Genomic DNA, 13847 nt, shown 5'->3' with positions numbered 1-13847 from the left:
TGTACGTACACCCACGTCTGCGGCGGCGCCCGCTGGGTAGGGCTGGAGTACCCCGGACCCGCACCCCATCGCCGTACGACGACAAGGAGGCCCCCGTGGCCGCACCGGCTCACCTTCCGACCCCGGCCCGCTCCAAACGCGAGGCGCAGCCCTTCGAGCTCCTCGAACCCCACGTCTGCGTGTTCAGCGCGGAGGGCCCCTGCGCCGACGTCCCGCTCACCAGCGAGCCCCCGCTCCCCGACGCCGCCCCCCTCACCAGCGAGCCGCCCCTCGCCGACGCGGCTCCCCTCACCAGCGAACCCACGTCCAACGGCGCCGCATCGGGGGTCTAGATGCCACCACACCCGGCCGATTCCGGGGATCTGCCACTACACTCGACCGATTCGGGCGAGGAGTCGTCTCCACCGACCGATTCCGGTGATCCGCGCCCACGCCCGGTGGATCCCGCAGATCCGCCACCCAGCCCGGCCGATCCCGGAGGGCCGCCACCGGAGACACCCTTGTCCCGGCTCGCCGCGCTGCACGGTGTCGCCACCTCCTACAGTCCCTCCCCGGACCGTACGGTCGCGGCCTCGGCCGGCGCGGTCGTCGCCGCTCTCGCCGCACTGGACGTCGACGCGAGCACCCCCGAGGCCGTACGGGCCGCCCTCGCGGCACGCGAACGGCAGCTCGGGGAACGGCTGTTGCCGCCCACCGTGGTCCGCTGGGCCGACGGCGCGCCCCCCGACGCCCTGACCGCCCTCCCGCCCGGCACCCGGCTGCGTATCACGACCGAGCAGGGCGAACTCCGCTCCACCGTCGAGAAGCTGCCCCCGGGCGTGCACGCCCTGAGCGTCACCGCCCCCGACGGCCGTACCGCCGAGGCCCACCTCGTCGTGGCCCCGGCCCGGCTGCCCGCCCCGCCCGGCCGCACCTACGGACTCCTCGTCCAGCTCTACTCCCTCCTCTCCCGGCGCAGTTGGGGCATGGGCGACCTCGGCGACCTCGCCGAACTCACCGCCTGGGCCGGCCGCGCCCTCGGCGCCGGATTCGTCCAGGTCAACCCGCTGCACGCGGCCGTCCCCGGCACCCCCACCGACCCCTCCCCGTACCGCCCCTCCTCCCGCCGCTACCCCGACCCCGTCCACCTGCGCGTCGAGGACATCCAGGAGTACGTGTACGCCTCCTCGTCCCCCGACGACCGCGACCGCCTCGCCGCCCTGCTGGAACGGGCCGCGCGGCTGCGGGAATCCGTCCTGGCCAAGGGCGAGCTGATCGACCGGGACGCGGTGTGGGAACTCAAGCGCGAGGCGCTGGAACTGGTGCGTGCCGTACCGCTCGGCCCCGGGCGGCGGGCCGCGTACTGGGACTTCCTCGCCGAGGAGGGCGAGGCGCTGGAGGACCACGCCACCTGGTGCGCGCTCGCGGAGGTGTACGGCTCCGACTGGCAGCGCTGGCCGACGGGCCTTCGCGACCCGCGTTCCCCCGAAACAGTCCGCGCCCGCGGCGAGTTGATGGACCGCGTCGACTTCCACACCCGCCTGGCCTGGCTCACCGACGCCCAGCTCGGCACCGCACAGCGCTCCGCGCGCGACGCCGGCATGCCGATCGGCCTGGTGCACGACCTGGCGGTCGGCGTCCACCCCGGCGGCGCCGACGCATGGGCCCAGCAGGAGCACTTCGCCGCCGGCATGTCGATCGGCGCGCCCCCCGACGCCTTCAACTCCCGCGGCCAGGACTGGGGCCTGCCCCCCTGGCGCCCCGACCGCCTCGCCGAGTCCGGCTACGCCCCCTACCGCCGTCTCCTCCGCGCCCTCCTCCGGCACGCGGGCGCCCTCCGCATCGACCACGTCATGGGCCTCTTCCGCCTGTGGTGGGTCCCGCAGGGCCAGGCACCGACCGAGGGCACCTACGTCCGCTACGACGCCGACGCCATGCTCGCGATCCTGGTCCTGGAGGCCTCACGAGCCGACGCCCTGGTGATCGGCGAGGACCTGGGCACGGTCGAGCCCGGTGTACGCGAGGCCCTGGACGCACGCGGCGTCCTCGGCACCTCCGTCCTCTGGTTCGAACGTGACTGGGAGGGCACCGGCCGCCCTCTCCCGCCCGAACGGTGGCGAGCGAACTGCCTCGCCACCGCCACCACCCACGACCTCCCGCCCACCGCCTCCCGGCTGACCTGCGATCACGTCGACCTCCGCCACGGCCTGGGCCTGCTCTCCCGCTCCCTGGACGAGGAACGGGCCGAGGCCGCAGCCGACACGGGCGAATGGCTGGCCCTGCTGACCAGGACGGGCCTGCTGAACGGCGCCGGCGGAGGCATCTCCTCCGCCTCCGAGGAGGCCGCGATCCAGGCCCTCCACCGCTTCCTCCTCCGGACCCCCGCCCGCATGATCGGGCTCTGGCTCCCCGACACGATCGGCGACCGCCGCCCCCAGAACCTCCCCGGCACGTGGGACCAGTACCCGAACTGGCGCCTCCCCATCGCCGATGCGTCCGGCCGCCCGGTGACGCTGGAGGACCTGGCGGCGTCACCTCGGCTGCATGCCCTGGTGGATGTGCTGAGGGGCGCCCAATGACTCGGGGGGCGGGGGTGCATGGGCGACTGCAGGGGGTGTGTGGCTGGTTGAACGACGGCCCTGCGGGCCGAAAGGCACGGGGCGCGGCCCCTGCTTTTCAGGGGCGCGGGGAACTGCGCGACCAGCCACACACCACCCGCACCCGCCGGACCACACGCACCCCCGAGCCATTAGGCACCCCCGGCCGAGCGGAGCGCACCCGCGTTCGTTACCTTTGGGGCGTGGACAAGAAGAACGCCCTGCGCGCCGGCGCCCTGGCCGCCGGTACGACGCTGATGATGCTGCTCATGTCGTCCCCCGCGCTCGCGCTGACGCCCGACGACGGCGACGGCCCGGGCCAGGGCCTCAATGTGATCGAGACGCTGGGTCTCTTCGTCGTGGCGCCGCTCGCGCTGTTCGCGGTGATCGCCGGACTGGTCTGGGTCCTGGACGGGTCGACGGACCGTCAGCCGAAGGCCAAGGCGAAGGCCTGACCTCCACCGCTCCACCGTTCTCGACGCTTTCCACCGAGGGCACCCTCAGCACACCTGTGCGCCGGGGGTGCCCTCGACGTGTTTCCGGCCGGCCGGCCGGCCGGCCGGGGCGGGCCCGGCCTCCGGGCTTTCCGGGTCCGCTCAGGGGTACGGCGTCGGGTAAGGCGCCGTGAGATACCGCTGCACCGTCGGCCCCAGCCACTCCACGATCTCCTCGCGGCTCAGCGCGACCGCCGGCTGGAACCGCAGGATGTAACGCGCCAGAGCCATCCCCAGCACCTGTGACGCACAGAGCGCCGCCCGGGTCGCGGCCTGCTCGGGATCCGGGCACACATGCCGGGCGAGCGGCAGCAGCTGGTCCCGGAACACCCCCTGCATCCGCTCGGCGCCCGCCTGGTTGGTGGCGCCGACCCGGAGCATCGCGGTGAGCACCTCGTTCTTCTCCCAGAGATCGAGGAAGTGGCTCACCAGCGTCCGGCCCACGTCCCGTGGATCGACCCCGGTGGGATCGGGCAGCAGCAGATCGATGTCGAGTGCCGCGGCGTACAGCCCCTCCTTCGAGCCGTAGTACCGCATGACCATCGACGGGTCGATCTTCGCGTCCTTGGCGATCGCCCGGATCGTGGCCCGGTCGTACCCGTCGGCCGCGAACCGCTCGCGCGCCGCCTGGAGGATCGCGTGCCGGGTGGCGTCGGAGCGGCGGGGAGGTCTGGGAGGGTCGGGTTCCGTATGAGCCATGCCAACAAACGTAGGCCAACACCTGTTGACAGTCCAGAGGTCTCTCTCTACGTTGACAACAGGCGTTGGCCAACAACCGTTGACCAACAAGTGTTGGCAGGAGGCCGCCATGAACGGCAAGAACGGCAACACCTCTGACTCCCGCGACGTCATCGTTGTGGGCGCGGGCCCCACCGGACTGCTGCTGGCCGGCGACCTGGCCGCCGCCGGCATCCCGGTCACGCTCGTCGAGAAGCGCCGCCACGAGATCAGCAACCTCTCCCGCGCCTTCGTCGTGCACGCCCGCACGCTGGAGCAGCTCGACGCCCGCGGCCTCGCCGACGAGCTGGAGGCCCAGGGCCGGCCCCTCGACCGCATCAACCTCTTCGGCCGCCTCTCCGTACGCCTCGACACCCTTCCCTCCCGCTTCAACCACCTGCTCGTGATCCCGCAGTACGAGGTGGAGAAGGTCCTGGAGCGGCGGGCGGTGGAGGCCGGGGTCCGGTTCCGGTACGAGACGGAGGTGACGGCGGTCGAGCAGGGCGCGGAGGCCGGCTCGGGCACGGTCGCCGTGGAACTGCGAGGACCGGCCGGCGAGCCGGACCGGCTGACCGCCGCGTACGTCGTCGGGACGGACGGGCACCGCAGCGCGGTCCGTGAGGCGATCGGGCTGCCGTTCCCCGGGAAGGCGGTCATCCGTTCCGTGGTCCTCGCGGACGTACGGCTCGACGAGAAGCCGGCCGAGGTGCTGACCGCGAACGCCGTCGGCGACGCCTTCGCCTTCATCGCGCCCTTCGGAGACGGCTACTACCGGATCATCGGCTGGCACCGCGGCCGCGACGTCCCCGACAGCACGCCGCTCGACCTCGACGAGGTCAGGGAGATCACCCGGCTCGCGCTCGGCCGCGACTACGGTATGCGCGACGCCCGCTGGATGTCCCGCTTCCACAGCGACGAGCGCCAGGCACCCGCGTACCGGGTCGGCCGCGTCTTCCTCGCCGGGGACGCCGCCCACGTCCACACCCCGGCCGGCGGCCAGGGCATGAACACCGGCCTCCAGGACGCCGCGAACCTCGGCTGGAAGCTCGCCGCGGTACTCGGCGGCCACGCCGACCCCGCCCTCCTCGACACCTACGAGGCCGAACGCCACCCCGTCGGCAAGGCGGTACTCCGCAGCAGCGGCGGCATCGTCCGCCTCGCCATGGCCAAGCACCCCTGGACCCTGGCGCTCCGCGCCGCCCTCACCACCCTCGTCAACCACCTCCCCCCGGCCCGCACCCGCGTCATCGGCCAGGTCACCGGCCTCGGCTACACGTACGCGGCCCCGCGCGGCGCCCACCGGCTCGTCGGCACCCGCGTCCCGGACGTCACCCTGACCACCGGCCGCCTCTACGAGTCCCTGCGCGGCGGCCGCTTCGTCCTGATCACCCCGCGCGCCACGGACCAGCCGTACGCGCGCGGCGACCGCGAGGACCGCCTCGCCGTCGCATGCTGGACGAGCGACCGCCGTACGACCGTGCTGGTCCGGCCCGACGGATACGTGGCCTGGGCGGCGGAGGGCGCGGACGACGCGACGATCGAGGCGGCGCTGACGGCGGCGCTCGGCGCCGTTTCCTAGTTCCTGCCCGGCCTCTCGGTCCGGCCCCTCAGCCGACTTCTCGGTCGACTTCTCGGGCTGCGGTCACGGCCCTGTCCCCACCACCAACATCCTCAGCAGGTCGGCCAGTTGGCCGGCCTGTTCCTCGTTCAGGTGGGACAGCGCCTCGGTCTGGACGGTCAGGCCCGCCACGACGGCCTGGTCGGTCAGGCGCAGGCCCTCGTCGGTGAGGGTGACCTGGAGGGCGCGGCGGTCGTGCGGGTCGGGGGAGCGGCGGAGCAGCCCCGCGCGTTCGAGTTTGTCGAGGCGGCCGGTCATGCCGCCCGTGGTGAGCATCAGCGTCGCGGAGAGCTCGCGCGGCGAGAGCGTGTACGGCTCGCCGGACCGCCGCAGGGTCGCGAGCACGTCGAACTCCCCGCGCGAGATCCCGAACCGTGCGTACGCCTTCTCCATCCGGTCGCCGAGCGCCCGTGAGAGCCGGTAGACGCGCCCGAACACCTCCATCGCGGTGGTGTCGAGGTCGGGCCGTACGAGCGCCCACTGGTCGATGATCGCGTCGACGGGATCGCGGAGGGGCTGGTCGGACGGCTCGGACCGCTGGGGCCTGGGGCTCGCGCTCATGAGGTGAGTATCGGACGCCCGCTGGGTCGGCCGCAAGAAAGTAGCTTGAAGGAAAGTTGCTTAGTGCTAAGCTAATGGCGAGTGAGCTAGTTGGGCAGTTTTCAGCCAGTTGGGCCAGTTTTCACCTCAGTCGAGCCGCGAAGGGCACGCGCGATGACCGCGAACACCGAGAGAACCGCGAACCGTTTCCGTCTCATAGCCCTGACCGCGCTCGCCCCCATCTCCTGGGGCACCACCTACGCCGTCACCACCGAGTTCCTGCCGGCCGACCGCCCCCTGTTCACGGGACTGGTGCGGGCGCTTCCGGCGGGTCTGCTGCTCCTGGCGATCTCACGCACGCTGCCGCGCGGGGTCTGGTGGGGGAAGGCCGCGGTACTGGGCGCGCTGAACATCGGCGCCTTCTTCCCGCTCCTCTTCCTCTCCGCGTACCGGCTGCCGGGCGGTATGGCGGCGGTGGTCGGCTCGGTCGGCCCGCTGTTCGTCGCGGGCCTGGCGACCGTACTGCTGGGGGAGCGGCCGACCGTACGAACGCTGCTCACCGGGATCGCCGCGGCCCTCGGCGTCAGCCTGGTCGTACTGAAGGCGGCCGGCGCGCTCGACCTGGTCGGCGTGCTCGCGGCGCTCGCCTCCACCGCCTCCATGTCCACCGGCACGGTCCTCACCAAGCGCTGGGGCCGCCCGGACGGCGTCGGCCCCCTCGCCCTCACCGGCTGGCAACTGACCGCCGGCGGCCTCCTGATAGCCCCGCTCGCGCTCCTCGTCGAGGGCGCGCCCCCAGCCCTGGACGGCCGGGCGATCGGCGGCTACCTCTACCTCGCCCTCGCCAACACCGCCATCTCCTACTGGCTCTGGTTCCGGGGAATCGGCCGCCTGTCCGCCACCCAGGTCACCTTCCTCGGCCCTCTCTCCCCCCTGACCGCGGCCGTCGTCGGCTGGGCGGCCCTCGACCAGACCCTCGCCCCCCTCCAGCTCCTGGGCATGACTCTCGCCTTCGGCGCCACGATCCTGGGCCAACTCCAGCCGCGCACACGGCCCATGACGACTCCCTCGAAGCCCACTGAGGAGAGCCGGGGCAGGCGGGCCCTGGGCGGACAACCGGTCGCAGCCATCGACGAACGGCTGTGACCAGCGCTTCCGAGAAAGTGTCCAGGGCATAGAGGGGGCGCCCGGTGAAGTCACCGGGCGCCCCCGTCGTCGTACGGCCGGCCCTTGCTACTCCGTGGCCGCCGCCGCGTCCGCGGACTGTGCGCGCAGGGCGCGCTCGACGCCCGCGCGGGACTCCGAGACCAGGCGGCGCAGGGCCGCGTTGGGGTCGGCGGAGGTCAGCCAGGTGTCCGTCTTGTGGAGGGTTTCGGCGGAGACCTGGATCGTCGGGTAGAGGCCGATCGCGATCTGTTGGGCGATCTCGTGGGAGCGGGAGTCCCAGATGGACTTCACGACCTCGAAGTACTTGTCGGTGTACGCGGCGAGGAGGTCGCGCTGGTCGGTCTGGACGAAGCCGGCGATGACGGCTTCCTGGAGGGCGTTGGGGAGCTTGTCGGAGTCGATGACCTGGGACCAGGCCTCGGCCTTGGCCTCGGGGGTCGGGCGGGCGGCGCGGGCGGTGGCGGCGTGGCGTTCGCCGGCGGCCGTCTTGTCCCGCTCGTACTCGCCCGCGATCTCCGCCTCGTCGTAACGGCCCACCGCCGCGAGCCGCTCGACGAAGGACCAGCGCAGCTCGGTGTCGACGGCCAGCCCCTCGATCGTCTGCGTACCCTCCAACAGGGCCTCCAGGAGGTCCAGTTGCTCGGGGGTGCGGGCGGTCGCGGCGAAGGCGCGGGCCCAGGCCAGCTGGTGGTCGGAGGACGGGGTGGCCGCGCGCAGGTGCGCCAGCGTGGCGTCCGTCCAGCGGGTCAGCAGCGCCTCACGGGCCGTCGGGTCCCCGTACAGCTCGATCGCCAGCTTCACCTGCCGCTGCAGCGACTGCACGACACCGATGTCCGACTCCTTGCCGATGCCCGACAGGACCAGGGACAGGTAGTCGCGGGTCGCCAGCTCCGCGTCGCGCGTCATGTCCCAGGCCGACGCCCAGCACAGGGCGCGGGGGAGCGAGGACTCGAAGTCGCCGAGGTGCTCGGTGACGAAGGCCAGCGACCGCTCGTCCAGGCGGACCTTCGCGTACGACAGGTCGTCGTCGTTGAGGAGGACGACCGCCGGGCGGCGCCTGCCCACCAGCTGGGGGAGGGCGGTCAGTTCGCCGTCGACGTCCAGCTCGACGCGCTCGTCACGGACCAGCTTGCCGCTGGCGTCGTCCAGTTCGTAGAGGCCGACCCCGATGCGGTGCGGACGCAGCGTCGGCTCGCCCTTCGCGCCCGCGGGCAGCGCCGGGGCCTCCTGGCGGATCGCGAACGAGGTGATGACGCCGTGCTCGTCCGTCTCGATCTCCGGGCGGAGGATGTTGATGCCGGCCGTCTCCAGCCACGCCTTCGACCAGGCCTTCAGATCACGGCCGGAGGTCTCCTCCAGGGCGCCCAGCAGGTCGGACAGGCGCGTGTTGCCGTACGCGTGCGCCTTGAAGTAGGCCTGCACGCCCCGGAAGAACTCGTCCTGGCCGACATACGCGACGAGCTGCTTCAGGACGGAAGCCCCCTTCGCGTACGTGATGCCGTCGAAGTTGACGAGCACGTCGTCCAGGTCGCGGATCTCGGCCATGATCGGGTGGGTGGACGGCAGCTGGTCCTGCCGGTATGCCCAGGTCTTCATGGAGTTGGCGAAGGTCGTCCACGAGTGCGGCCAGCGCGACTCGGGGTGGGCCGCCTGGCAGGCGATCGACGTGTACGTGGCGAACGACTCGTTCAGCCACAGGTCGTTCCACCACTCCATCGTCACGAGGTCGCCGAACCACATGTGGGCCAGCTCGTGGAGGATCGTCTCGGCGCGGACCTCGTACGCGGCGTCCGTCACCTTCGAGCGGAAGACGTACTGGTCGCGGATGGTCACCGCACCCGCGTTCTCCATCGCGCCCGCGTTGAACTCCGGCACGAACAGCTGGTCGTACTTCTTGAACGGGTACGCGTAGTCGAACTTCTCCTGGAACCAGTCGAAGCCCTGCCGGGTGACCTCGAAGATCGCGTCGGAGTCCAGGTACTCGGCGAGGGACGGGCGGCAGTAGATGCCCAGCGGCACGCTCTGCCCGTCCTTCTCGTACACGCTGTGCACCGAGTGGTACGGGCCGACGATCAGGGCCGTGATGTACGTCGAGATCCGGGGCGTCGGCTCGAAGACCCAGACGTCGTCCTTGGGTTCGGGCGTCGGCGAGTTGGAGATGACGGTCCAGCCGGTCGGCGCCTTCACGGTGAACTGGAACGTGGCCTTCAGGTCCGGCTGCTCGAAGGACGCGAAGACGCGACGGGCGTCAGGGACCTCGAACTGGGTGTACAGATACGCCTGGTTGTCGACCGGGTCGACGAACCGGTGCAGGCCCTCACCCGTGTTGGTGTACGCGGCGTCGGCCACGACCCGCAGGATGTTGGGGCCCTCCAGCAGACCGGGGAGCGCGATCCGGGAGTCCTTGAAGACCTCCGCCGGGTCCAGCGCGTCGCCGTTGAGGGTCACCTCGTGGACGGTCGGGGCCACCAGGTCGATGAAGGACGCCGCGCCGGTTTCGGCGACGTCGAAGCGCACCGTGGTCACGGACCGGTAGGTGCCGCCCTCCTGCGCGCCGGAGAGATCGAGATCGATCTCGTACGAGTCAACGCTGAGCAGCTCCGCCCGCTGCTGAGCCTCTTCGCGGGTCAGGTTTGTGCCAGGCACGCGGTCATCTCCTCGTTATGTGTGGGTTGCGCCATCCTTCCATGAGCACGGCGAACTTTGGAGTAGCTAAGGTCTGGCTACTGTAGGTAGCATGGCTGGTATGAAGATTAGTGTGAGCCTGCCGCAGGAGGACGTTGCCTTCGTTGACGAGTACGCCGAGCGAACAAAGGCCGATTCCCGGTCAGCCGTGATACACGCAGCGATCGAACTCCTGCGTGAAGCGCAGCTGGAGCAGGAGTACACGGAGGCCTTCGCCGAGTGGGACGGGAGCGAGGACGCCGCGTTCTGGGACCAGTTCTCGGGGGACGGGATGACCGATGAAGCGCGGTGACATCTACCTGGTCGACTACGAGCCTGCGCGCGGCAGCGAGGCCAGCAAGGCGCGTCCGGCCGTGATCGTTTCCAACGACGGTGCCAACGCGGCTGCGGCACGGACCGGACGCGGCGTGATCACATTGGTCCCCCTGACGACCAACACCTCCCGCGTCTATCCGTTCCAAGTGCTGCTTCCTGCCCAGGAGTGCGGTCTCCCGAAGGACTCCAAGGTGCAGTGCGAGCAGGTGCGCGCGCTCGCTCCGGAGAGGCTCCTGCGGCCGATCGGTTCGGTCCCGCGCCAGCGAATGGCTGAGGTCGACGTGGCCCTACGACGGCATCTGGCCCTCTGAACGCGCGGAGGGGCGCCCCACCGTTCAAGGTGGGGCGCCCCTCTTTTCGCGTACTGCCCGCCTACTCGCTCAGCTCCGCCGCCACCAGCTCCGCGATCTGCACCGCGTTCAGCGCGGCGCCCTTGCGGAGGTTGTCGTTGGAGATGAAGAGGGCGAGGCCGTTGTCGACGGTCTCGTCGGCGCGGAGACGGCCGACGAACGACGGGTCCTGGCCGGCGGCCTGGAGGGGGGTGGGGATGTCGGAGAGGGCGACGCCCGGGGCGCCGGCCAGCAGCTCCGTCGCGCGCTCCACGGTGATCGGGCGCGCGAAGCGGGCGTTGACCTGGAGGGAGTGGCCGGAGAAGACCGGGACGCGGACGCAGGTGCCGGAGACCTTGAGCCCGGGGATCTCCAGAATCTTGCGGGACTCGTGGCGGAGCTTCTGCTCCTCGTCCGTCTCGTTCAGACCGTCGTCGACGATCGAGCCGGCGAGCGGGATGACGTTGAAGGCGATGGGCCGCTTGTAGACGCCCGGCTCGGGGAAGTCGACCGCCGAGCCGTCGTGCGTCAGCTTGTCGGCGTCGGCCACGACCTTCTGGACCTGGCCGTGCAGCTCCGCGACGCCCGCGAGGCCGGAGCCGGACACCGCCTGGTAGGTGGCGACGACCAGCGCTTCGAGGCCCGCCTCGTCGTGCAGCGGACGCAGCACCGGCATCGCGGCCATCGTCGTGCAGTTCGGGTTGGCGATGATGCCCTTGGGGCGGTCGGCGATCGCGTGCGGGTTCACCTCGGCGACGACCAGCGGTACCTCGGGGTCGCGGCGCCACGCGGAGGAGTTGTCGATCACGACCGCGCCCTGGGACGCCACCTTCTCGGCCAGGGCCCTGGAGGTCGCGCCGCCGGCGGAGAACAGGACGATGTCGAGGCCGGAGTAGTCGGCCGTCGCCGCGTCCTCGACCGTCACGCCGTCGAGGACCGAACCGGCCGAACGGGCGGACGCGAACAGGCGCAGCTCCTGCGTCGGGCCGAGAGGGTTGGATGCGGCGCGCTCCTTGAGGATCCTGCGCATGACCGTGCCGACCTGACCGGTGGCTCCGACGATTCCGACCCTCACGGCGACTCCTTTTACGTGGCTTGTCTGTGTCTGCGGCATGGCCGAGGCGTTTCCATCATGCGGTCAGCCCCGGTCCGCCTGCCAATCGTTTGACCGGGACGCTCAAACCATGGGACGCGACGGCCCCCGGCACCGGAGCCGCTTCTTCGCCCGTCACCCCGGCTGAGCTGGAGAAATTCGTCCGACGGCGGCCCCGTACCGCAAGCTGTGCTGCCTCGACCCTGCCCACGGCACCCCGGCGCACGCGAAGGTGTGACGTACGCCTCTACGGCATGCGGGGAGCCACGGGAAAGGTCGCGCGAGCGCCGTGAACGTTTCGGCCCGCACCGGCGTCGTAGAGGAAACGCGGGAGGGGAGGGGTGGCTGTGCTGCGCAGAAAGGCGCGCCGCGTCCAGGAGGTGGACGATCCGCTGCACGCGGGCGGCGACCTGCGGACCGGGGCCGGCGACCTGCGGACCGGGGACGGCGACTCGCCGGCGGCGACGGGGGAGGCGGGGACAGGGGTCGCGGGGGACGCGGGGAGCACGGCGGCCACCGCCGCCGCGGCCACCGATCCGCTGGACGCGGCCCAGGAGCGGCGGGTACGGGCGGTACTCGCGCTCGGCGGTGTACCGCAGTCGGACCTGCTGGACGGGGTACAGCAGGTGCGGCTGCGGCTGCTGGAGCGGGCCGCGAGCGGCCGTGAGGCGCCGAGGGACGTGTCCGCGTGGGCGGCGGTGGTCGCCTCCAACCTGGCGATGGACTGGCACCGGGCCAAGCGCCGCCAGGAGCGCCTCGGCGAGCGGCTGGCCTCGCTGCGCCAGCCGGCGGACCCCTCCGGCGAGGAGTCCAGCGTGCTCTCGCTCGCCGTCGCCCGCGGCCTGGACGAGCTGCCCGACGCCCTGCGCCAGGTCCTCGTCCTGCGCTTCTACGCCGACCTGCCGGTACGCGGGATCGCCGACGAGCTCGGCATCCCCGAGGGCACGGTCAAGAGCAGGCTCCACTCGGCGGTCCGCGCCCTGCGCACCCGCCTGCACGAGGACGAGGTGGTGTGACGTGGCCGCCCGGGACAACAGCCGGCGCGACGCCGAGTACGACGACATGGCGCATGGGGATGTCGGGCATGGGGACGTCGGGCATGGAGACGTCGGGCATGGAGACGGTCCGCGCGGGGGCGTCGGGAACGGGGACGTGGAGCCCGCAGAGGTTGCGCACGGGGACGCCGAGCGCGCCGATCTCGTGCCCGGAGACGTGGAGCGCGCCGATCTCGCGCACCGGGACGCCGAGGATGGCGACCGCGCTGTCGACGGTGCCGAGCGCGGCGGCCTCGCCTTCGACGACGACGCGGCGCGCGCGGACCTCGAAGCCGCCGGAGTCCAGTCCGCCGACGACGTCCGGTACGACGGCCCCGCATACGCTGGCATGGACGCGCTGATGGGCGCGCTCGTCGACGATCCGCTGCCCGAAGACGCCCTGCGGGACGCCGAGTTCGTGGCCTCGCGTGACGCGGCCGCCGCCGACATCGCTCTGTTGAGGGAGCAGCTGGGGCTGATCGGCGAGGCGCTGGCCGGAGCGGGCACGGCGAACGCCGAGGCCGGGGCACCGCCGGGGCGAAGCGTGGCCGCGCGGCCGGGGGACGCGGCCGGTGCCGAGACGGACCCCGGGCACGTGTCCGGGTCCGCGGCGGCCCCCGTCGCGCCGGTGAGGCCCCTGCTGCCGCGGCCTGCCCGCACCAGGCGCGCCCTGAACATCGCCTTCGGCACCCTCGCCGCAGCCGTGGCCGCCTCCGTGGTCCTCAGCGTGGGCTGGGCCGTCGTACAGGCCGGTGGCGCGGCGAGCACGACGTCGTCCGACGCGGCGGACAGCGGCTACGGCAGCGGCGCCGACCAGAAGGACAGCGAGGCGGGCGGCCCGCACGACGACAGCGGCGGCAAGCTCAGCCACCTGGGCTACCTCGCCTGCGCCCGTCTCGTCGTCGAGGGCACTGTCACCGATGTCGAACCCGTGCCGGGCGCCGGGCAGGACCGGATCGCGGTCGACGTGGACCGCTACTACAAGCCCGCCAAGGGCGCCGACGAGGTCGTCTTCCCCATGGCCGAGGACGTCGACCCCCGGTTGAAGAAGGGCGACCACGTCCTCATCGGCATCTCGTGGGGCTCCGACGAACCGGACCTGTGGACCGTGGGAGAGCGGGAGATCGCCGACGAGCGGGCCTGGATCGAGGAGGGACTGCCGTCGGCGGAGGGCATGCCGTGCGAGTGACGGCGCCGAGCGGCAGCGTCGGCGGAGACTGACGCGGAAGGGGCGGGTGTCCCCCCGGACACCCGCCCCTCACCGACGCATCAGCGACGT

At 72.1% G+C, this 13847-nt stretch carries 13 protein-coding genes; 9 read left to right on the top strand and 4 right to left on the bottom strand.

All coding sequences use genetic code 11. The features are described 5' to 3' along the window. Positions 1-95: 95 nt before the first annotated feature. From JIX55_RS18505 to JIX55_RS18495, 3 genes are all read left to right on the top strand, one after another. A complete protein-coding gene (locus tag JIX55_RS18505; protein WP_257564415.1) occupies positions 96-332 on the top strand; it encodes a hypothetical protein in 237 nt (78 codons plus the stop codon). Further along, a complete protein-coding gene (malQ, locus tag JIX55_RS18500; protein WP_443046449.1) occupies positions 333-2558 on the top strand; it encodes a 4-alpha-glucanotransferase in 2226 nt (741 codons plus the stop codon). Positions 2559-2779: 221 nt separating this feature from the next. Then, positions 2780-3031, top strand: a complete 252-nt coding sequence (locus JIX55_RS18495; protein ID WP_257564413.1) for a hypothetical protein — start codon at positions 2780-2782, stop codon at positions 3029-3031. 141 nt (positions 3032-3172) lie between these two features. Here the strand turns inward: JIX55_RS18495 and JIX55_RS18490 are convergent, their stop codons facing one another. Next, the gene (locus JIX55_RS18490) at positions 3173-3769 is read right to left on the bottom strand and encodes a TetR/AcrR family transcriptional regulator (RefSeq protein WP_257564412.1); all 597 of its coding nucleotides are present in this window, start codon (positions 3767-3769) and stop codon (positions 3173-3175) included. A 109-nt stretch (positions 3770-3878) separates the two neighbouring features. Between JIX55_RS18490 and JIX55_RS18485 the strand changes: the two genes are divergently transcribed. Next, positions 3879-5366, top strand: a complete 1488-nt coding sequence (locus JIX55_RS18485) for an FAD-dependent monooxygenase (RefSeq protein ID WP_257564411.1) — start codon at positions 3879-3881, stop codon at positions 5364-5366. 63 nt (positions 5367-5429) lie between these two features. Here the strand turns inward: JIX55_RS18485 and JIX55_RS18480 are convergent, their stop codons facing one another. Further along, a complete protein-coding gene (locus JIX55_RS18480) occupies positions 5430-5966 on the bottom strand; it encodes a MarR family winged helix-turn-helix transcriptional regulator (RefSeq protein ID WP_257564410.1) in 537 nt (178 codons plus the stop codon). A gap of 153 nt (positions 5967-6119) precedes the next feature. Between JIX55_RS18480 and JIX55_RS18475 the strand changes: the two genes are divergently transcribed. After that, positions 6120-7091: an EamA family transporter gene (locus JIX55_RS18475; RefSeq protein WP_257564409.1), complete on the top strand. Its 972-nt coding sequence runs from the start codon at positions 6120-6122 to the stop codon at positions 7089-7091. 87 nt (positions 7092-7178) lie between these two features. Here JIX55_RS18475 and pepN read toward each other — a convergent pair whose 3' ends face one another. After that, positions 7179-9758 carry an aminopeptidase N gene (gene pepN / locus JIX55_RS18470; RefSeq protein WP_257564408.1) on the bottom strand — a complete coding sequence of 860 codons (2580 nt, stop codon included), beginning with the start codon at positions 9756-9758 and terminating at the stop codon, positions 7179-7181. Positions 9759-9858: 100 nt separating this feature from the next. Between pepN and JIX55_RS18465 the strand changes: the two genes are divergently transcribed. Both JIX55_RS18465 and JIX55_RS18460 read left to right on the top strand, forming a co-directional pair. Next, on the top strand, positions 9859-10089 hold the full coding sequence (locus JIX55_RS18465) for a ribbon-helix-helix domain-containing protein (protein ID WP_257569375.1): 231 nt from the start codon (positions 9859-9861) through the stop codon (positions 10087-10089). After that, positions 10076-10423: a type II toxin-antitoxin system PemK/MazF family toxin gene (locus JIX55_RS18460; RefSeq protein ID WP_257564407.1), complete on the top strand. Its 348-nt coding sequence runs from the start codon at positions 10076-10078 to the stop codon at positions 10421-10423. Before JIX55_RS18465 ends, JIX55_RS18460 begins: the two co-directional genes overlap by 14 nt. 61 nt (positions 10424-10484) lie before the next feature. On the opposite strand, the gene JIX55_RS18455 is transcribed toward JIX55_RS18460, so the two are convergent. Continuing rightward, the gene (locus tag JIX55_RS18455; RefSeq protein ID WP_257564406.1) at positions 10485-11516 is read right to left on the bottom strand and encodes an aspartate-semialdehyde dehydrogenase; all 1032 of its coding nucleotides are present in this window, start codon (positions 11514-11516) and stop codon (positions 10485-10487) included. 557 nt (positions 11517-12073) lie between these two features. Between JIX55_RS18455 and JIX55_RS18450 the strand changes: the two genes are divergently transcribed. Next, on the top strand, positions 12074-12550 hold the full coding sequence (locus JIX55_RS18450; protein ID WP_257569374.1) for an RNA polymerase sigma factor: 477 nt from the start codon (positions 12074-12076) through the stop codon (positions 12548-12550). Position 12551: 1 nt separating this feature from the next. After that, a complete protein-coding gene (locus JIX55_RS18445; RefSeq protein WP_257564405.1) occupies positions 12552-13757 on the top strand; it encodes a hypothetical protein in 1206 nt (401 codons plus the stop codon). Positions 13758-13847: the final 90 nt, after the last annotated feature.

The sequence above is a fragment of the Streptomyces sp. DSM 40750 genome (assembly GCF_024612035.1).
Taxonomy (GTDB): domain Bacteria; phylum Actinomycetota; class Actinomycetes; order Streptomycetales; family Streptomycetaceae; genus Streptomyces.
Note: the sequence above shows the minus strand (reverse complement) of the source record. Positions and strands in the feature narration are given on the sequence as shown.

What these genes read in the sequence shown, in the direction of transcription:
- JIX55_RS18480 (WP_257564410.1), bottom strand. Translation starts at nt 5,966, where the DNA reads ATGAGCGCGAGCCCCAGGCCCCAGCGGTCCGAGCCGTCCGACCAGCCC.
- malQ (WP_443046449.1), top strand. Translation starts at nt 333, where the DNA reads ATGCCACCACACCCGGCCGATTCCGGGGATCTGCCACTACACTCGACC.
- JIX55_RS18465 (WP_257569375.1), top strand. Translation starts at nt 9,859, where the DNA reads ATGAAGATTAGTGTGAGCCTGCCGCAGGAGGACGTTGCCTTCGTTGAC.
- JIX55_RS18475 (WP_257564409.1), top strand. Translation starts at nt 6,120, where the DNA reads ATGACCGCGAACACCGAGAGAACCGCGAACCGTTTCCGTCTCATAGCC.
- JIX55_RS18485 (WP_257564411.1), top strand. Translation starts at nt 3,879, where the DNA reads ATGAACGGCAAGAACGGCAACACCTCTGACTCCCGCGACGTCATCGTT.
- JIX55_RS18490 (WP_257564412.1), bottom strand. Translation starts at nt 3,769, where the DNA reads ATGGCTCATACGGAACCCGACCCTCCCAGACCTCCCCGCCGCTCCGAC.
- JIX55_RS18460 (WP_257564407.1), top strand. Translation starts at nt 10,076, where the DNA reads ATGAAGCGCGGTGACATCTACCTGGTCGACTACGAGCCTGCGCGCGGC.